We start from the raw sequence: 19,036 nt of genomic DNA on the forward strand, positions 1-19,036 counted from the left end.
CCGCCCGGCCGGGCCCCGGCGTACGGCGACACCCGCCGCGAAAGGGCGGATTCACCGGCGGATCGATCGCGGATACCGCACGATGGACGGGCTACGTCACGGTGAGCAGACGAAGGGGAACCGTCCGTGCAGTTCGAGGTGTGGGCACCACAGGCCGGCCGTGTGACGCTCGAGTGCGACGGCGTCACCCACGCGCTGGAGCGTGACGCGCGGCGGGAGGGGTGGTGGCGGGGGGAGGCCGACGCGCGGGACGGCTCGCGGTACGGCTTCTCGCTGGACGGCGGGCCGGTCCGGCCCGATCCGCGCTCGCGCCGGCAGCCGGACGGCCCGGACGGGCTCAGCGCGGTCGTCGACCACGACCGGTACGACTGGCGCACGCGGTGGGACGGACGCCCGCTGCCGGGGGCCGTGCTCTACGAGCTGCACGTGGGCACGTACACCCGCGAGGGCACGTTCGACGCGGCCGCGGACCGGCTCGGCCACCTCGCGGAGCTGGGGGTCACGCACGTCGAGCTGATGCCCGTGTGCCCCTTCCCCGGACGGCACGGCTGGGGGTACGAGGGCGTGTCGCTGTGGGCCGTGCACGAGCCGTACGGCGGGCCGGAGGGACTGAAACGCTTCGTCGACCGGGCGCACGCGCTGGGCCTGGGGGTGGTCCTGGACGTGGTGCACAACCACCTCGGGCCGTCGGGCAACTACCTGCCCGAGTTCGGACCGTACTTCACGGACACGCACCACACCCCGTGGGGCTCGGCGGTGAACCTGGACGCCCCCGGCTCGGACGAGGTGCGCACGTATCTGACCGACAGCGCGCTGGCGTGGCTGCGGGACTACCGGATCGACGGACTGCGCCTGGACGCGGTGCACGCCCTGGTGGACACCCGGGCGTACCACTTCCTGGAGGAGCTGTCCGACGCCATGGACACCCTGGCCGCGGAGACGGGCCGTCCGCTGTTCCTGGTCGCCGAGTCGGACCTGAACGACCCGCGGGTGATCACGCCCCGCCGGGACGGCGGCCTCGGGGTGCACGCACAGTGGAACGACGACTTCCACCACGCGCTGCACGCCGCGCTGACCGGCGAGTCGCAGGGCTACTACGCCGACTTCGCGCGGGCCCCGTTCGCGGCCCTCGCCAAGACCCTGACCGGGGGCTTCTTCCACGACGGCACCTACTCCAGCTTCCGGGGCCGCCACCACGGCCGGCCGCTGGACCGCACCCGGGTCGCCGGGCACCGCCTGCTCGGCTACAGCCAGACCCACGACCAGGTCGGCAACCGCGCCCAGGGGGACCGGCTGGCCGCGCTGGTGTCCCCGGGGCGGCTGGCCGTCGCGGCGGCGCTCACGCTGACGGCGCCCTTCACGCCCATGCTGTTCATGGGCGAGGAGTGGGCGGCGGGCACGCCCTGGCAGTTCTTCACCGACCACACCGACGCCGCGCTCGCCAAGGCGGTGAGCGAGGGCAGGCGGCGGGAGTTCGCGGCGCACGGCTGGACGGCGCGGGAGGTGCCGGACCCGCAGGACCCGGCGACCCGGGACCGCTCGTGCCTGAACTGGTCGGAGCCGGAGCGCGAGCCGCACGCGCGGGTGCTGGACTGGTACCGGCGGCTGATCGCCGTGCGCGGGGAGCAGCCGGACCTCACCGACCCCGACCTCGCCGACACCAAGGTGGCCTTCGACGAGGAGCGCCGCTGGCTGGCGTTCCGGCGCGGTGACGTCCTGGTCGCCGTGAACCTCGCCGACGGGCCCGCCGCGATCGCCCTGGGCGCGCCGCACGCGCGGGTGCTGGCCGCGTGGGAGCCGGTCGACGCCCCGGGACCGGACGGTGTGCTGCACGTGCCCGCCGAGTCGGCGGTCGTGCTGCTCCAGGACTGAGGACGGCGGCGGGGTTCGTGGCGTGCCGGGGGGCCGGGTGGGCCGGGGCCGGGTCAGACGGCGTCGTCCGGGCCCCGCAGGTCGGTGACGCGCTCCAGGAGGATCGCCTCCCACGCGCGGCGCAGCCGGACGCGCAGCAGCGGCAGCGGCGCGGCAGGGCGGCCGGCGAGCGCCCCGGCGAGGTGCAGGACGGCGTCGCAGCGGGCCAGCCACAGGCCGCGCAGGCAGGGTCGGGCGCCGTACCCGGCGAGGGTGGCGGCCCGGACGGCGGCCGGGGCGCCCACGGCGACGGCGAGGCCCGCGATGTCCTCGGCCGGGTCGCCGACCACCGTGCCGCCCCAGCCGAGGACGCCGCGCACCCGGCCGTCCGCGCCGACCACGAGGCGGTCGCCGGTGAGGGCGTGGTGGGTGAGGACGGCCGAGCCGGGCTGGGCGGCGAGCTGGACCGCGGCGGGCTGGGTGAGCTGCCCCAGCCGGACCGGGTCGAACTCGTCGGCCGGCGCGAGCTGTTCGGCGGCGGTGCGGGCGGCCCCGCGCAGCGACTCCAGGGAACGCGGGGCGACGCGCGGCACGCCGAACGTCTCCGCCTGCCGGGCGGGCACGTCGCGCAGCCCGGTCAGCAGTCCGGCGAGGTCCGTCTCGCCGACGGCGGACACCCGGTGCTCCTCGGCGGACCCGCCGGGCACGCGGGTGTCGAGGGTGCAGCTCAGGCCGGGCGCCCACTCGCCCTGCGCCACGCTGACCGGGACGGCGACCGGGACGTGCGGGCGGACCAGGTCGCGCACCCTGAGCTCGCGGCGCTGACGGATGCTCGCCTCGCGGTCGGGGGCGAGCCGCAGCACGTGGCGGTCGCCGACCCACCAGGTGCCGGGCCGGCCGCCCTCGGCGACGGACCGGACCCGGTCGGGTGCCAGGGGGTGGTCGCGTCCGCCGCCGTCGTCCTTCAGCAGGGTGCGCAGCAGTGCGCGGACGCTGTCCGCGGTGGGTGTCGGTGCCTGGGTCATGGTCGCGCCGTTGTCGTTCGGAGGGCGGGGCGGGGGCATCGGTGAGACCTCAGTCCACTGTCACCAGCTCCCGGACGGTGTCGTTCAGCCGCCGTCCGCCGTCGGCGGTGACGGCGACGATGTCCTCGATGCGGACGCCGAACCGGCCGGGCAGGTAGACGCCGGGTTCGACGGAGAAGCACATCCCGGGCACGAGCGGCTGCTCCTCGCCCTCGACCATGTAGGGCGGCTCGTGGGTGGTGACGCCGATGCCGTGCCCGGTGCGGTGGACGAAGTGCTCCCCGTGTCCGGCGTCGGCGATGACGGCGCGGGCGGCCCGGTCGACGTCCTGGCAGGCGGCGCCGGGGCGCACGGCGCGGAACCCGGCCTCCTGGGCCGCGCGCACGAGGTCGTGCACCCGGCGTTCCTCGTCGGTGGGCTCGCCGACGTGGACGGTGCGGGAGGTGTCGGAGCCGTAGCCGTCCTTCAGCCCGCCGAAGTCGAGGACGACCATGTCGCCGTGCCCGATGACGCGGTCGCCGGCCTCATGGTGCGGGTGGGCGCCGTTGGGGCCGGAGGCGACGATGGTGAAGTCGACCCGCTGGTGTCCGAAGCGCAGCAGGAGGGCGGCGAGGTCGGCGGCCACGTCCCGCTCCCGGCGCCCGGCGAACGTCACGGTCCGGATCTCCTCGAACGCGGCGTCCGCGGCGGCTCCGGCGGCCGCCAGCAGCTCCAGTTCGGCCGGGTCCTTGACGGCACGGAGCATCGGCAGGGCGTCGGTGAGGGAGACGTAGGCGGTGCCGGGCAGCGCCCGCTGGAGGGCCAGCAGGTGCAGCGCCCAGGCGTTGTCGCTGATGCCGTAGCGGCCGGCGGGGTCCAGCAGGGCGGCGGTCGCGGCGTGGGGGTCCGTGCCGTCGGTCCAGTCGCGCAGGGTCAGGGCCGGGGCGCCGGGGGCCCGCTCGGCGTCGGGGGCCTCCAGGGCGGGGACCACCAGGACGGGGTCGCGGTCCGGTGTCAGGACCAGCAGGGTGAGCCGTTCGGTGTCGGCGGGCGGGGTGTAGCCGGTGAGCCACGCCAGGTCCGGGCCGGGGGCGACCAGCAGGCCGGCCAGCCCCGCGTCGGCGGCCTGGCGCACCGCACGCTCCATGCGGGCCCGGTGGTCGTCGGCGGTGAAGGGCGCGGGCGCGGTGCCGTTCATCCGGGCCTCCCGGGGTGGGCGTGAGGGCTACGGCAGCATCCTGCCCGTCCGGGAGCGGCGGCGCGAGCCGGTTCGCGGGGTTCGCGGGGCGGGCGGCCGGGCCGGGCGCCCGTCATGTGACGATGCCCGGCACGGCCGTCAGCTGCTGGTGGGCGCCGCTGCGGTGGCGCACGGTCAGGGTGACCTCCCGTCCCGGACGGGCCCGGGCGACGGCGCGGGCGAGGTCCGCGGCGGTGTCGATGCGGGTGGCGTCGAGGGCGAGCAGGACGTCGCCCCGGACGAGCCCGGCCGCGTACCCCGGGCCGGGGACGTGCACGCCGACGACCAGGGCGCCCGGCCTCCGGTCGTCCGCCACCTCCAGGCCGAGCCCGGCGACGGCGGGGGCGGGGGCCCGCGCGGCGGGCGGGGCGGGAGCCGGGGCGGCCTGCGGTGCGGGGCCGGAGGCCGCGGACGGCCCGGTGACCGGCAGGCCCGCCTGCCGCCGCAGCTCGGCGATGCCGTCCGCCCCGATGACGGCGGCGCCCGTCGCCCCGAGCCCGACCCCGGCGAGGACCAGCACCGTGCCGACGAGCGCGGTGAACAGGGCGGCCGCCGGCCGGCGGCCGCGCCGGCGGGCGGCGTGCGGCCGGGTCCGCCCGGGGACGGGACCGGGCCCGTCCTCCCGTCCCCCTTCCGTGGTCCGCCGTCCGCGGCCGGGATCCGGCCGGCCGCCGGTCCCGCCCGCCCGTTCGCCGTCCGGCTCCCGGCCGGGCATCGGCCGGGGCCGCAACGCTGTCTGTTCCATCGATCGCCTCCGTCCGGAGAGCTACCCGGCGGGCGGCCGGCCGACGAGCCACGAACGAGTGAGACTGGACGGCGGTCAGGTGTGGGAGGCGATCCGGCCGGCCGCCGCGCTCCGCGGCGGTGCCCCCGTCCACGGGACCGACGGGACGGACGGGACCGAGAGGGCCACCGGGGCCGAAGGGGCCACCGGGACCCCCGGGACCGACGGGACGGTCAGGACGGGTGGGCGGTCGGGCAGGAAGCCGTGGGCCCGCCCGGCGAGCCACTCGTGCTTGTAGCGGTCGACGCTGCGGTGCCAGTGCAGGATGCCCGCCATCCAGTTGCGCAGGTCCTCCACGTAGTCCCGCATGATGTCCCGGGCTTCTCCGGACAGCTCGAAGTCGTCGTACACCACCGGCAGTTCGTGTTCCGCGACGTGCTCGAACTGGGTCAGGCGGCGGCTCATCAGGTCATGGACGACCCGTAGGCCGGACGGGTAGTCGCAGCCGAAGAAGTTCTGCACGACGAGGATCGCGTTGTGGATCTCGCCCTCGTACTCGATCTCCTTCTGGTAGGAGAAGACGTCGTTGAGCAGGCAGGCGAAGTCGACCGCCGCGTTCTCCAGGGAGCGCACCGGACCGCTGTGGTAGACCTCGGGCGGGACGGCCGGGCCGTGGCCGGTCCGGCACAGGCTCAGCGTCAGGTCCGAGCCGAAGGTCTGGCGGCGCATCTCCAGGTAGTCCACCGGGTCGGGCACGCGGTGGTGGATCTGGTTGGCCAGCTCCCACAGCCAGCTCTCGGTCATGACGTTCACGGCGTTCCTCAGCGGGACCCGCTGTTCGGGGGTCATGGCGGCCGTGGTGCGTGCCCACAGGTCGGCCAGGGAGCGCTCCATCGCGTTGGCGGGGGGCGGCACCGGTTCGCCGTCGAGGGGCATGCAGTCCGACAGGCGGGCGGTGGTCACCCGGGCCGTGGCCAGGTCGCGGCGGTGGCCGTAGACCAGCGGGTAGTAGTCGTCGCCGTAGGTGCCGAAGGCGAGCCACTGGGCGCTGAGGTCGAGCGCCTCGGGGGTGGCGTCCGGGTCGATGCCGGCGGAGCACAGCGCGAGGTCGTAGGCGTCCAGCTTGTCCTCGTCCCAGACGCCCTCGGCGAGGATGCCCATGCGCCGGCACCAGTCGGCGAGGTGGGCGCGGGAGGCGTCGAGGTGGGGGCTGAGCGCCAGCGGGAACGGCATGCGGATGTCGGGGATGACGGAGGGGCCGACCTTTTGGTACGGCACGTGGGTGTGGGGGCGCAGCCGCTCGGCGCCCGCGGCGGTGAGCAGCGCGCGCACGTCGGCGGCGGAGGTGCCGGGCCCGGCGGGGACGCCCCACGGGGCGGTGGTCCGCGCGCCCTCGTTCATGTAGCGGCTGGAGCGCAGGTGCCATTCGTGGCCGCCGGACTGCCAGTCCTGGAGCCCTTTGGCGTACGCCGCGACGGCCGCCACCTCGTGCGGCGCGAGCCCCTTCTCCAGCGCGATCGCGGGCACCTCGGTGAACGCGGTGTGCTCGAACTGGTGGAGCCGGGAGGTGAGGACGTCGTTGACGATGTCGGCGGCCTCCTGGGTGGTGCAGTCGAAGAAGGTCTCGACGACGAGGACGCCGTTGCTGTTCTCCCCCTCGTCCTCGACCTCCCGCTGGTAGGAGAACAGGTCGTTGCGCAGGTGGACGGCGTCGGAGAAGGTCTCCATGAGCACGCGCAGCGGCCGGGTGCCGGCGACGGCGGCGGGCACTTCGGCGGTGGCGTACTCGACGAGTCCCGCGGACCACGGGGCGCCGCCCACCTTGCGGCGCATCTCGATGTACTCGACGGGGTTGGCGATCCGGCCCTCGTTGATGTTGGACAGTTCCCACAGCGACTCGTTGAGCAGGTGCTCGGTGGCGACGGCGAACCTGCGGCGCCAGTCGGCGGACATGGCGGGCACGGTGCGCGCCCACAGGTCGGCGAGGCCGGCCTCTACCGGGTTCTCCGGCTCCGGGACCGGGGCCGTGGGGTCGGCGGGCATGAACAGCGGGAGCCGGTCGAGGTGGGCCTTGCCGGCGGGGCGGTCCTGGGTGCGCTTGTACTTCTCCAGGAAGTGGTCGTCGAAGAAGAAGACCCACACGTACCAGTCGGTGATGAGGGACAGCGCGGGTCCGTCGCAGTCGGGATGGGTGTAGGCGCAGAGCAGGCCGTAGTCGTGTGCGTCGAGGTCGGCCTGCTCCCAGACTCCGGATCCTTCCAGCATGCCCATCTCGCGCGCCCACGCCGTCGAGTGGGCCCGGGCCTCGTCGACGTGCGGGTTGAGCCGCGCGGGGTGCGGCAGGTAGAAGTGCGGGAGTTCGAACGGCTGCGTCATGGCCGGGCCCTACCCGTGGCTCCCCGGCGGCATCCGCCGGCCCGGACATGATCACACCATCGCGTGAACCGGGGGTGATGGGGAGGTCCGGGGCGCCTTCGTGCCCTACTCCCGTACCTGGATGAGGGCGTGGGTGCCGCTGGTCCGCCACCGCTGCTCCTCCGCCGCGACCAGGGCGGCCTCGGTGTCCGGGTCCAGTCCGGTGATCACGTCGGACTTCAGCGTGCGCAGGGCGGCCACCGGCCCGGGGAAGTGAGCGGTGACGTCGGCGAACGGCGTGGTGGGCGGCCACCGCCGGTCTCCCACCAGGCGGCGGTAGTTGAGGTCACCCTTGACCACGGTGAGGCCGGCGGCGGCGAGGTCGGCACGGAGGTCGCCGGGCATGTCCTCGTACGGCAGGGGCGAGCAGAAGAAGGCGTGCGCGCCGATCCGGAGGCGGCCGTCGGCGAGGGCGTCCCACAGCAGGTGGCCGTACTCCGCCGCCGCTCCCTGGGCGTCGCGCAGCCGGCGGACGGCGTCGACGACGTCGGCGGTGGTGGCGTCGGAGACGTAGTACGGGTACGGCTTGACGTGCAGCACCGCCCGTCCGATGCGGCCGTGGGCGAGGAGGTGGGCCAACAGCAGCAGGTCGGGCACGAGTTCGCGGCCCGCGTTGTCGGCGATCAGGGCGAGGGTGACGGGGCCGGAGGCGGTGTCGACCAGCGCCCACAGGCGTTCGCTGTCGTCGGCGACCAGGCCCGGCGCGGCGTCGGCCGGTTCGGCGCCCCCGGCCGACATCCGGAAGCCGAGGTCGGCGCGGTTGCCCCACAACGAGCCGTGCAGCAGGGCCCGGTCGCGTTCGTCCGGGGCCAGGCCGGCGAGGTCGTCGAGGGCGGCCAGTTCCTCGGCCGTCGCGGGTGAGTCGAGCTCGGCCAGCTTCGACGGCCGGAAGGGGTCGATGCCCTGCCAGGGCCCGGGACCGAAGTAGCCGACGGCGTCCAGCAGTTGCCGGTAGAACCAGCTCTCCGACCACAGCCAGGGCACGTCGAACCAGGACTGCCCGGCGTACGTCTCCATCCCCCAGGCGAGCCAGTGGTGGCGGTCGTGCGCGTCGGCGGGGAGGGGCTCGATCACGCCCTCGGTGCACTGGGCCAGCAGGGCGTCGAGGGCGCGGTGCTGCGCGGGCTCGTACGGGAAGGAGTCACGCACCTGCCGGATGATCGCCGGGTGCCGGTCGGCCAGCACGCTGCGGGGGAACGAGCCGGGTTCGTTGCCGAGGAGCACGTCGGCGGCGGGGGTGTGGGACATGGGCCTCACCGTAGCGCGCGAGGGGGCACGGGGCCCGGTGGCCGGTGTCAGACCGGGGCGATCTCCCGCTCCAGCCGGGCGGCCAGGCTGAGGTACCGCGCGCGCCGGGTCACCGGCACCAGACCGCGGATGAGGATCTGCCACATCTCGGCGGTGCGGCGGGGCTGCCGGGCGACGGGTTCGCGGGAGCGGCCCACCACGCGGGTGCCGATGAAGAAGCAGACCAGGGAGTGGGCGACGACGTCGATGTCGACGTCGGGGTGGACGTCGGCCTCCTTGACCGCGCCGAGCAGGCGGGCCGTGACGATGTCCAGCCACTCGGTGAAGGGGTGGGTGAGCGGAGGGCGGGGCCGGGTGCCGCCGGTGGCGAGCCGGAGTCCGGCGCGCAGGACGGGGTCGTCGGCGGACAGCCTGGCTATGCAGAAGGTGAGACGCATCAGCGCCTCCAGCGAGGTGTGCCCTCGCGCCTCGGTCTCCCGGGCCAGGGTGCGGCAGGTGCGGGACTGCAGTTCCAGGATCGCGTGCGCCAGGTCCTCCTTGGCCGCGAAGTGGAAGTACAGGGCCCCCTTGGTGACATGGGCGTGCTCGACGATGTCGCTGAGACTCGTCGATTCGTAGCCCTGCCGGTCGAACAGTTCGGCGGCCGCCGTGATGATCGTCGAACGGGTCTGTTCGGCGCGTACCTGCCTGGCCATCGACTGAACTCCTGAGCCGGAAAAAGGAACGGGTCATGCCGTTTGTTTCTCACCCGGTGTACACGATAACTCACCGTCCGGCGGCGGGAGTCACCCCGGTCGGCCCCGACCTGGCACACATCCGGCGAACCGGGAGGGAAACGACGGGAGGAGGCTGAGAGGAAACAGCACGTCCGGTCTTCAACGGGCCCGTTCACGCGTCCAGCCGCAGGTGAACGGCGGGCCGGCCGGGGCCCCATCCGCACCCGGCCGGCCCGCCGGACCGGTGGCGGCCACGCCGACCGGGACCCCGCTCACGGGGTGCCGGGAACCGCGCGGGGGTTACCCGCCGGTTCGGCCGCGCTCGAACGATAGGCAGCCCGGCGGCCGGGGGGATACGGGGGAAACCCTCGTTCCGCCTCCCGGGCACCCTCGGTGCCGCGCGGGCCCGCCGCGGCGGAACGGGCGCCACCGGGCCCGTCACCCCGGACGGGCAGCCCCGGCACGTCACCGCGGCGACCGGAGCCGTACCGCCGGACCCCGCCCGGGGGCGCCGCGGCCCGGACCGTACCGTCCGCGCGGTTCCTTCCCTCGGGACGCCGTACCCCCTCCCACCTCGGGTGTCACGGTTCATCACAATGCGGCAGCGGCAGCTCACTTCCCGTGGCCGGCCACTTGACGACCGGTGGAGGGACAGGGTTGGCTCCGGGCCAGCGAGAGTCACCCGGCGGTGCGTCCGTGCTGCTCCGACCGCACTCTCCCCCTGCTCTTGCTCTGCCGTACAGCGAGGTCCGCGTTCCCATGAACACTCCCTCCCGGTTCCACCGCACCCCGGGAAGACGCCCCGCCCGCCTCGCCGTTCTCGCCGTCGCCGTCGTCCTGCTGGCGGCGGGCTGCTCGGCGTTCGGCGGGGAGGACTCCGAGGGCGCCGGGGGATCGGGCGGTGCCGGGAGGATGAAGGTCGCCCTGATCGCGCACGGCGGCGAGGGCGACGCCTTCTGGGACCTGGTGCGCAAGGGCGCCGAGGCCGCGGCGGCCAAGGACGGCATCGAGCTGACGTACGTGAGCGACGACGACCCGGCCGGTCAGGCGGAACTGATGCGCGACGCCGTCGAGGACGGGGTCGACGGCATCGCCGTCACCCTGGCCAAACCGCAGGCGATGCAGGGCCCCGTCGGCGAGGCGCGGGCCGCCGGCATCCCCGTCGTGGGGCTCAACTCCGGTATCGACGCCTGGAAGCCGGCCGGACTGCTCGGGTACTTCGGGCAGGACGAGAGCGTGGCCGGCCGGGCGGTGGGCGAGAGGCTCAACGGCCTGAAGGCGCGGCACACCCTGTGCGTCGTCCACGAACGCGGCAACGTCGCCCTGGAGGCGCGCTGCGCCGGCGTGCGGAAGGCGTTCGCCGGGAGGACGGACAACCTCTACGTGGACGGCACCGACATGCGTGCCGTCTCCGGCATCGTCGCCGCCCGGCTGCGCCAGGACCCGTCCATCGACGAGGTCGTCACCCTGGGGGCCCAGTACGCCCTCACCGCGGTCGACGCGGTCGAGGAGGCGGGCAGCAGGGCCGGCGTCGCCACGTTCGACATCAACGAGGACCTGGTGGCCGCGGTGCGCCGCGGCGACGTCCGGTTCGCCGTGGACCAGCAGCCCTACCTGCAGGGCTACCTCGCCGTCGACGCGCTGTGGCTGTACCGGACGAACGGCAACGTCAGCGGGGGCGGGGTGGCCCCCGTGCTCACCGGCCCGGCGTTCGTCACCAGGGACAACGTCGCCTCGGTCGCGAAGTTCGCGGCCGACGGCACCCGTTGACACCGGCCCGCCCGGGACGTGTCGAAAGATTTCGGTCCCGCCCGGGACGCGCGCTCACCCGTGCGGATAGCATCCTGCGCACCGCCTCCGCCCCCTTCGACCCGACCGCTCTAGGACGACGATGTCTCCACGGACAGGTGCCCGGCGCCGACTCGGCTCCATACGTATCTCGCTGGTGCTCCTGGCACTGGTGCCGGGCGTCACCCTCGCCGCGATGTGGGGCGTGACGACGACGCAGATGTTCTCGGAGGGCCTGCGGCTGCGGGCGCAGACGGAGCTGAGCCGGTCGACGGGCGCGATGGGCACCGAGGCGGCGCTCGCCCTGCAGCGCGAACGCGGCCTGACCGCCGCCTGGCTCTCCTCGCCCCGGACCTCCCGCGGCGCACTGGACGCCCAGCGGGAACGGACCGACCGGGCGGTGGCCCGGCTCGTCGGCCAGGCGGAGGCGATCGCCGCGGCACCGGCGCGGGTGTCGGACCGGATGTACTCGGTCCTCGGTTCGGCGGGCAGCCTGGAGTACTACCGGGACCAGATCGACGATCCCGGTGACATCACGCCCGAGCAGGCGCTCGACCACTACACGTCGATCATCGACGAGCAGATCCACGCCTTCCGGGAGCTGTCCCAGGTCGACGACGGCGACCTCACCTCGCAGGCCGGACCGCTGGTGTCGATGGAGCAGGCGGCGGAACTGATGTCCCGCGGCGACACGCTGCTCACCCTGGCCTGGCCGTCCGGGCACCTGGACAGCGGGGAACGGGCGGACTTCGCGACGCTGGTGAGCACGCGCCGCTGGCTGGTGCGGGACCAGATCCTGCCGTCGCTGCGGGACCACGCCCGGACCCGGACGGAGAAGATCCTGGCGAGCCCCGAGTGGCGGACCCTGGAGAAGATCGAGGACCAGGTGCTCGCGGCGCGTCCCTCCGGCGAGGACGGCCGCGTCGCCCTGCCGGACGCGCAGCGCCGGTGGGACGCGGCCTGGGGCGAGGTGTCGGCGCAGTACACGGCGGTGATCCGGACGGAGACCGACGGACTGCTCACCCGCAGCGCCGACGAGGCCCGCGGTCTGCTGCTGACGGCCGCCGCGCTGAGCGCGGGCGGACTGGCGGCCCTGCTGGTCTGCGTGGGCATGTCCTGGCGGATCACCCGGTCGCTGTCCCGGCGGCTGCGCGGTCTGCGGCTGGCCACGCTGAGCCTGGCCGAGGAGCGGCTGCCGGACGTGGTGGCCCGGCTGGAGCGCGGCGAGAAGGTCGACCCGGAGTCCGCGACGACGCCGTTGGACTACGGCGATGACGAACTGGGCCAGGTGGCGCAGGCGTTCAACACCGCGCAGCGCACGGCCGTGCACACGGCGGTCGAACTCGCCGACGCCCGGCGGGGCTTCCAGAAGATCATCCTGGGCATCGCCCGGCAGAGCCAGAACCTGGTGAACCTCCAGCTGAGCAAGCTGGACGCGCTGGAACGCCGGCACACCGACCCGGAGGTCCTCAAGGGCCTGTACGAACTGGACTCCACGGCCAGCCAGTTGCGCCGCTACGAGGAGAACCTGGTCATCGTCAGCGGGGAACGGCCGGGCCGCACCTGGAGCCGGCCGGTCGCCCTGATCGACATCCTGCGCAGCGCCGTCGGCGAGGTCGCCGAGTACCAGCGGGTGGAGGTGCAGACCGAGGAGGAGGAGATCGCCATCGCCCCGCCCGCGGTGGCCGACGTCATCCACCTGCTGGCCGAGCTGATCGACAACGCGACGGCCTACTCCCCGGCGCCGAGCCCGGTCGTGGTGCGGGCGGCCATGGTGGCCAGGGGCCTCGCGGTCGAGGTCGAGGACCGGGGGCTCGGGCTGTCGGAGGAGGACTACGCCTCCTTCAACGCCCAGTTGGCGACCCCGCCGCAGTTCGACGTGGTGGCGCTCGCGGACGACCTGCGGCTCGGCATGTTCGTGGTCTCCCAGCTCGCGCACCGGCACGGCATCGCCGTCACCCTGCGCTCCTCGCCCTACGGCGGGACCACGGCGATCGTGCTGGTCCCGCACGACATCGTGGTCCGGGAAGCCCCGGAGGACGACCCCGGCTCCCCCGCCGCCCCGGGTCCGGGGACGACCGTACCGGCCCCCGGGGCGTCCGGGGCCCCGGACGGAGCGGACGGACCGGACGCGCCGGACGGAACGGCCCCGGACGGCCCCGCCGCCCCCGGGGAGCCCGGCCCCGCGCACGGCGGCGGCCCGTCCCGCCGTGCCGCCGCCCCGGCTCCCGCGCGCGGCGCCACCACGGCCGGGGCCGCCGGCCGCCGGGGCGGGCTCGTCCCGCTCCCCCGCCGCGTGCCGCAGACCAGCCTGGCGGCCGAACTGCGCGAGGAGAGCGTCCCCGAGCCCGGCGGGGAGTCCTCCCACCAGGACTTCACGGCGGAGCGCGCCGCGTCCTCCCTGGGCGGGTTCCAGCGCGGCACGTCCCGCGCGCGGGACGACGGGGCCGACACGAACGACCGCACCGACGAGACGGACGACCGGACCGACGAGACGGACGACGGGACCGACCTGACCGACGGGACCAACGACCTGACCGACCACGGCGACCGGGACGCCACGAACGACCGGGCCACCACGAACGACCGGAACAGCCAGGCCCACCGGACCCGCCGGACCGACCGGGCCGGGACCGACCAGGCCGGGACCGACCAGGCCGGGACCCGCCGGGCCGGGGCCGACCGGGCCCGCCCGAACGGCCGCGACGCCCGGTCCTTGCGCAGCGGCACCGTCGACGGCACAGACGACGGCGCCGACGGCACGCTGCCCGGCGACGCCGGCCCGGCGGCGGAGCATCCGCCCGCCGCCACCCCCGAGTTCTCGACCCCTCCCGCCGATCGCTGACCGACGATCGCCGACCACCGCTCACGAAGGAACACCGCCATGACACGCCCCATCCCCGCCACGCACACCCAGCTCGACCAGCTGCTGACCGGACTCGTGGAGCGGGTCGCCGACGTCAACCAGGCCGTGGTGCTCTCCGAGGACGGGCTGGTGGTGAGCAAGTCCACCGGCTTCCTCCGGGACGACGCCGAACGCCTCGCGGCGACCGCCTCCGGCCTGATGAGCCTGAGCAAGGGCGTCAGCATGGACTTCCGGGGCGGGCCGGTGCGCCAGGCGCTGATCGAGATGGCCAACAGCTACCTGATCCTCACCGCGGCCGGCCCCGGTGCGCACCTGGTGGTGCTGACCGGTCCGGGCGCGGACGTCGGGGTGGTGGCGTACCAGATGAACATGCTCGTGAAGAAGATCGGTGAGCACCTCAGCGCGGCGCCCCGGGGCACCGCCGGGCCCGTCGTCGACCCCGGCGTGTGAGGTGGGGGGAGGCGATCCGGCGGGCCGGCTGGTACGTCCGTTCACGCTGACGGGCGGCCGGACCCGGCCCAGCCGGGCCGACTTCACGCTGATCACCACGGTCACGGCGGTCGATCCGCAGCCCGTGACGGGCACCCGGCCGCAGCCGGAGCACACGCGGATCCTGCGGATGTGCGCCGAGCCGGTGGCGGTGGCGGAGCTCGCCGCCCGGCTGGACCTGCCGGTGAGCGTGGTGGTGATCCTGCTGTGCGACCTGCTGGAGGCGGGCCGGATCACCGCCCGGCCGCCGCACCCGGTCACCCGCACCACCCCGGACCTGGACCTGCTGCAGAAAGTGAGGGACGGACTTGGCCGCCTCTGACGCCACCGCTCAGGCGCCCGGCGGGCGCCCGGCACCCGACACGGTCAAGATCCTGATCGCCGGGGGCTTCGGCGTGGGCAAGACCACCCTGGTCGGCTCGGTCAGCGAGATCGTGCCGCTGCGCACCGAGGAGCCGCTGACCCTGGCCGGGCTGGACGTCGACGACCTGGACGGCATCGAGGAGAAACGTGCCACCACGGTCGCCCTGGACTTCGGCCGGATCACCGTCTCGGACGACCTCGTGCTGTACCTCTTCGGCACGCCGGGCCAGCAGCGGTTCTGGTTCATGTGGAACGACCTGGCCATCGGCGCGCTGGGGGCGGTGGTCGTGGTGGACGTGCGCCGGCCGCGGTCGAGTTTCGCGGCGATCGACTTCTTCGAGCGCCGGGGCATCCCCTTCGTCGTCGCCGTGAACGGCTTCCACGGTGAGCACCCCTACCCCGTGGAGGACATCCGGGAGGCGCTGGCCCTGCCGTCGGACGTGCCGGTGCTGCTGTGCGACGCGCGGGAGCGCCAGTCGTGCCGGGACGTGCTGATCGCCCTGATCGACCGGCTGATCGCGGCGGCCGCCCCGGCACCCTGAAGCCCGCGTCACGGACCCGCGCGGGCGTGCTCCGGTCAGTCCAGGCCGGCCGACTTCAGCCAGGCCCTGGCCACGTCCAGCGGGTCCTTCTTCTCCAGCTGCACCTGGGCGTCCAGGTCGAGCAGCGTCTCGGTGTCCAGCGCGGCCGAGACCGCGTTGAGGGCGTCGACGCCCTTCTGGGACAGGCCCTGCTTGTTGACCAGCGGGGTCACGTTGGCGAATCCGAAGAGGTTCTCCGGGTCCTTCAGGACGACGAACTTCTCCTTGACGATGGTCGGGTCGGTGGTGAAGATGTCCGCCGCCTGCACGGTGTCGCGGGTCAGCGCCTCCTGGGTCAGCGGACCGCCCGCGTCGAGCGCCTTGAAGGACTTGAACTCCAGTCCGTAGACCTCCTTGAGGCCCTTCAGCCCCTGTTTGCGGGTCTGGAACTCGGGCGAACCGCCGATCACCAGCTCCGGTGCCGCCTCCTTGAGGTCGGCGAGGGTCGACGACTCGGTGAGGCCGTACTTCTTCGCCGTCCGCGCGTTGAGGGCGACCGAGTCCTTGTCCTCGGCGGGCGAGGACTCCAGCAGCGTCAGGCTCTTGTCCAGCTTCGCCTTGACGGCGGTGTTGACGTCCTGCGCGGACTTCTGCTCCTCCTCGGGGTCGAGGTAGGCCAGCAGCGAGCCGTTGTACTCCGGCAGGACGGTGATGGAACCGTTCTTCATCAGGCCGTAGGTGGTCTCACGGCTGCCGATGTTGTGCTTGTAGGTGACCTTGATGCCCTCGGCCCGCAGGGCCTCGCCGTAGATGTCGGCGAGCAGGGTGCTCTCGGCGAAGTTGTTCGAGCCGACGACGACGGTCCCGGCCTCCGCCTTCTCCCCCGCCAGGGGGTTGTCGCCGGTGTCGCCGGAGGAGCAGCCCGCGAGCAGCGCCGCCGCGGCGGCGAGCGCGACGGCCGTCACGCCGGTGTGGCTCGTCCTCGTCCAACTGCCTCGCGCGGTAGAAGTCATTCACCGATCCAATCCAGCCGCTTCAGTGCGGTCAACAACGTCCTGGTCACGGTTTCCGGCACCCGCCCCGGCGGGTGTGCGGAGCCCGCGGCTGCGGGGCTGACAGCCCGTCACCGCCCCGGCCGTGCGGGGCGGGACGGGGAGGGTGCGGGCGGTCAGCGTCGCCGCACCCCGGGTGAGACGGCCAGCCGGCCGGCGGCCCAGAACACCGCGAGGGTGGCCAGGGCCAGCACGGCGACCAGGGTGGCGCCGCCCACCACCTTGGTGTAGTCGCGCTGGTAGAGCCCGTCGATGATGTACCGGCCGAAGCCGCCGAGGCTGACGTAGGCGGCGATGGTGGCCGTCGACACGATCTGGATGGCGGCCGACCGCAGTCCGCTGAGGACGAGCGGCAGCGCCACCGGCAGTTCGACCTGGAACAGGATCCGCGACTCCCGCATGCCCATGCCCCGGGCGGCGTCCACCGGCGAGGGGTCGACCGAGCGGACCGCCTCGTAGGTTGTCACCAGGATCGGCGGCACGGCGAGCACCACCAGGGGGATCATCACGGGCAGCAGGCCGAAGCCGATGAGCAGGACGACCAGCACCAGCAGACCGAAGCTGGGCAGGGCGCGGGCGGCGTTGGCGATGAAGGCGACCGCGTTCCCGCCGCGCCCGGTGTGGCCGGTGAGCAGGCCGACGGGCAGGCCGATCGCGGCGGCGACGGCGAGGGCGAGCAGCGTGTACTGGAGGTGTTCCAGCAGGCGTTGGGGGATGCCGTCGTAGCCCTGCCACTGGGCGGGGTCGCTGAAGAAGGCCTCGACGAAGGAGAGGACGTTCACCGGGCCCCGCCTCCGGTGTCGAGTCCGGGCCCGGGCCGGGCACCGCGCGCGACGGTCTTGGGCCGCCCCCGCCCGCCGTGTCCGGAACGGGGCATCCACGGGGTCAGCACGATGCGGAGCAGAACCAGCAGGGCGTCGCAGACGACGGCGAGGGCGGCCATGGTGAGCACGGCGTTCACCGCGAGTTCGGGCCGGTCGTACTTCTGCGCGGCGGCGAGCAGGTTGCCGAGGGCGCCCTGGTTGCCGATCAGCGCGCCGACGCTCACCAGGGAGATGCTGGACGCGGTGGCCACCCGCAGCCCGGCGATGATGGCGGGCGCGGCGAGGGGCAACTGCACCTGGGCGTACCGCCGTAGAGGGCCGAAGCCCATGGCGGTGGCGGCGGCCAGCGTCTCGTCGGGGACCGAGCGCACTCCGTCGACGATCGCCGGGACCAGCACGACCAGGCTGTACACGGCGAGCGGGATCATCACGGTGAGTTCACTCTGGCCGGTGTAGTCGATGAGGACCACGAAGAAGGCCAGGGAGGGGACGGCGTACAGCACGGTCGTGAGGCCCAGCACCGGCGGGTACAGCCGGCGGAAGCGCACGCACAGCTGGGCGAGCGGCAGCGCGAGCAGCAGCCCGGCGGCGACCGGCAGCAGGGCCTCGCGCACATGGAGCCCGATCAGTCCGGCCCAGCTGTGCTGGAGGTCGCTGGGGATGTCGAAGAAGCCGGTCACGGGGCGACCCCGGCCTTGTCGGCGCGGCCGTCACCGGCCGGGCCGGCGTCCCCGGACGAGGCGTGGGCGGCGCGGACGGCCTCGGCGATGGCCTGCTGGGAGACCACCCCGGTCACGCGGCCGGCGGCGTCCACGGCGACCGCGCGGCCGGTGGGCGACAGCACGGCCCGGTCGAGGGCGACCCGCAGGGAGTCGGTGCCGGGCACGAAGGGCCGCCCGTGGGGCAGCAGCCGGTCGGTGTCCCCGGCGAGCAGGTCCCGGCGGGCGGCCCAGCCCAGCGGCCGGCCGTCCTCGTCGGTGACCAGCAGGTGCTCGGCGCCGGCGTCCGCAGCGGCGATCCGCTCGGCCGGGGCGTGCAGCGGTACGACGGCGTCCATGAGCGGTTCCAGCGAGCCGGACGGCAGGAAGGACAGCCGGCGGATGCCCCGGTCGGCGCCGAGGAAGTCCTCCACGAAGGCGTCCGCGGGGGCGGACAGCAGGTCGGCGGGCGGCGCGTACTGGGCGAGCCGGCCGCCCTCGCGGAAGACGGCGACCATGGTGCCCAGGGTGATCGCCTCGTCGATGTCGTGGGTGACGAAGACGATGGTCTTGCCCAGTTCGTCCTGGATGCGCAGCAGTTCGTCCTGCAGCCCCTTGCGCACGACGGGGTCGACGGCGGAGAAGGGCTCGTCCATCAGCAGCACCGGCGGGTCGGCGGCGAGGGCCCGGGCGACGCCCACGCGCTGCTGCTGGCCGCCGGAGAGCTGGTACGGGTACCGCTTGGCCAGCGACGGGTCCAGGCCCACCCGCTCCATCAGCTCGGCCGCCCGTTCCCGGGCGCGCTGCCGGCCCCAGCCGAGCATGCGGGGCACGGTGGCGATGTTGTCGACGATGGTGCGGTGCTGGAAGAGGCCGGCGTTCTGGATCACGTACCCCATGGACCGGCGCAGGGTGGTGACCGGCCGGCTGCGGATGTCCTCGCCGTCGAGGAGGATCGTTCCCTCGGTGGGGTCGACCATCCGGTTGATCATGCGGAGGGTGGTCGTCTTGCCGCAGCCCGAGGGCCCGACGAGGACGGTGATCGAGCGGTCGGGGATGTCCAGCGACAGCCGGTCGACCGCCACCGTGCCGTCCGGGTACCGCTTCGTGACTGAGTCGATCCGTATCAAGACGCCGAATGCCCTTCGGGTGGCGGAATGCTGACCAAGGCCGCGCGGTCTGCCGCCGGACGAGTCTAGACATCGCCACCGACAGCACGCCGGAACGCACGAGGTCCCCG

16 protein-coding genes are annotated in these 19,036 nt (G+C 74.3%); 6 read left to right on the forward strand and 10 right to left on the reverse strand.

Translation table 11 applies throughout. From position 1 onward, the window contains the following. Positions 1-126: 126 nt before the first annotated feature. Entirely contained in the window at positions 127-1,872 is a 1,746-nt protein-coding gene (treZ, locus tag ACSU53_RS05890; protein WP_437025267.1) for a malto-oligosyltrehalose trehalohydrolase, read from the forward strand. Between the two features lie 53 nt (positions 1,873-1,925). On the opposite strand, the gene ACSU53_RS05895 is transcribed toward treZ, so the two are convergent. The 6 genes from ACSU53_RS05895 to ACSU53_RS05920 all read right to left on the reverse strand — a co-directional run bounded on the left by ACSU53_RS05895 (position 1,926) and on the right by ACSU53_RS05920 (position 9,174). Beyond that, positions 1,926-2,876 carry an aminoglycoside phosphotransferase family protein gene (locus ACSU53_RS05895; RefSeq protein ID WP_437025269.1) on the reverse strand — a complete coding sequence of 317 codons (951 nt, stop codon included), beginning with the start codon at positions 2,874-2,876 and terminating at the stop codon, positions 1,926-1,928. Positions 2,877-2,925: 49 nt separating this feature from the next. Then, positions 2,926-4,053: an aminopeptidase P family protein gene (locus ACSU53_RS05900; protein ID WP_437025271.1), complete on the reverse strand. Its 1,128-nt coding sequence runs from the start codon at positions 4,051-4,053 to the stop codon at positions 2,926-2,928. A gap of 112 nt (positions 4,054-4,165) precedes the next feature. Then, the gene (locus tag ACSU53_RS05905; RefSeq protein ID WP_437025273.1) at positions 4,166-4,837 is read right to left on the reverse strand and encodes a PDZ domain-containing protein; all 672 of its coding nucleotides are present in this window, start codon (positions 4,835-4,837) and stop codon (positions 4,166-4,168) included. A 75-nt stretch (positions 4,838-4,912) separates the two neighbouring features. Continuing rightward, the gene (gene cyc2 / locus ACSU53_RS05910; protein ID WP_437025275.1) at positions 4,913-7,192 is read right to left on the reverse strand and encodes a germacradienol/geosmin synthase Cyc2; all 2,280 of its coding nucleotides are present in this window, start codon (positions 7,190-7,192) and stop codon (positions 4,913-4,915) included. 105 nt (positions 7,193-7,297) lie between these two features. Beyond that, positions 7,298-8,479, reverse strand: coding sequence for a damage-control phosphatase ARMT1 family protein (locus ACSU53_RS05915; protein ID WP_437025277.1), 1,182 nt, complete (start codon positions 8,477-8,479; stop codon positions 7,298-7,300). 47 nt (positions 8,480-8,526) lie between these two features. Next, the gene (locus ACSU53_RS05920; protein WP_362097533.1) at positions 8,527-9,174 is read right to left on the reverse strand and encodes a ScbR family autoregulator-binding transcription factor; all 648 of its coding nucleotides are present in this window, start codon (positions 9,172-9,174) and stop codon (positions 8,527-8,529) included. A 780-nt stretch (positions 9,175-9,954) separates the two neighbouring features. On the opposite strand from ACSU53_RS05920, the gene ACSU53_RS05925 reads away from it, so the two are divergent. The 5 genes from ACSU53_RS05925 to ACSU53_RS05945 all read left to right on the forward strand — a co-directional run bounded on the left by ACSU53_RS05925 (position 9,955) and on the right by ACSU53_RS05945 (position 15,243). Continuing rightward, positions 9,955-10,965, forward strand: coding sequence for a substrate-binding domain-containing protein (locus ACSU53_RS05925; protein WP_437025279.1), 1,011 nt, complete (start codon positions 9,955-9,957; stop codon positions 10,963-10,965). 121 nt (positions 10,966-11,086) lie between these two features. Then, positions 11,087-13,828, forward strand: a complete 2,742-nt coding sequence (locus ACSU53_RS05930; protein ID WP_437025281.1) for a nitrate- and nitrite sensing domain-containing protein — start codon at positions 11,087-11,089, stop codon at positions 13,826-13,828. 39 nt (positions 13,829-13,867) lie between these two features. Further along, positions 13,868-14,299 (forward strand): roadblock/LC7 domain-containing protein, encoded by a 432-nt coding sequence (locus tag ACSU53_RS05935; RefSeq protein ID WP_403640653.1) that lies wholly within the window; start codon positions 13,868-13,870, stop codon positions 14,297-14,299. Between the two features lies 1 nt (position 14,300). Continuing rightward, a complete protein-coding gene (locus ACSU53_RS05940) occupies positions 14,301-14,660 on the forward strand; it encodes a DUF742 domain-containing protein (RefSeq protein ID WP_164338728.1) in 360 nt (119 codons plus the stop codon). Continuing rightward, complete coding sequence (locus ACSU53_RS05945; RefSeq protein WP_437025284.1) at positions 14,647-15,243, forward strand: GTP-binding protein; 597 nt, start codon at positions 14,647-14,649, stop codon at positions 15,241-15,243. The genes ACSU53_RS05940 and ACSU53_RS05945 overlap by 14 nt, the downstream gene beginning before the upstream one ends. Before the next feature lie 35 nt (positions 15,244-15,278). On the opposite strand, the gene ACSU53_RS05950 is transcribed toward ACSU53_RS05945, so the two are convergent. From ACSU53_RS05950 to ACSU53_RS05965, 4 genes are all read right to left on the reverse strand, one after another. Continuing rightward, a complete protein-coding gene (locus ACSU53_RS05950) occupies positions 15,279-16,235 on the reverse strand; it encodes an ABC transporter substrate-binding protein (protein WP_437025286.1) in 957 nt (318 codons plus the stop codon). 155 nt (positions 16,236-16,390) lie between these two features. Continuing rightward, complete coding sequence (locus ACSU53_RS05955; protein WP_437025288.1) at positions 16,391-17,056, reverse strand: ABC transporter permease; 666 nt, start codon at positions 17,054-17,056, stop codon at positions 16,391-16,393. Then, positions 17,053-17,778 carry an ABC transporter permease gene (locus tag ACSU53_RS05960; RefSeq protein ID WP_437025290.1) on the reverse strand — a complete coding sequence of 242 codons (726 nt, stop codon included), beginning with the start codon at positions 17,776-17,778 and terminating at the stop codon, positions 17,053-17,055. Before ACSU53_RS05960 ends, ACSU53_RS05955 begins: the two co-directional genes overlap by 4 nt. Continuing rightward, the gene (locus tag ACSU53_RS05965; RefSeq protein ID WP_437025292.1) at positions 17,775-18,926 is read right to left on the reverse strand and encodes an ABC transporter ATP-binding protein; all 1,152 of its coding nucleotides are present in this window, start codon (positions 18,924-18,926) and stop codon (positions 17,775-17,777) included. Before ACSU53_RS05965 ends, ACSU53_RS05960 begins: the two co-directional genes overlap by 4 nt. Positions 18,927-19,036: the final 110 nt, after the last annotated feature.

The organism is Streptomyces sp. enrichment culture (assembly GCF_964273255.1).
Taxonomy (GTDB): Bacteria; Actinomycetota; Actinomycetes; order Streptomycetales; family Streptomycetaceae; genus Streptomyces.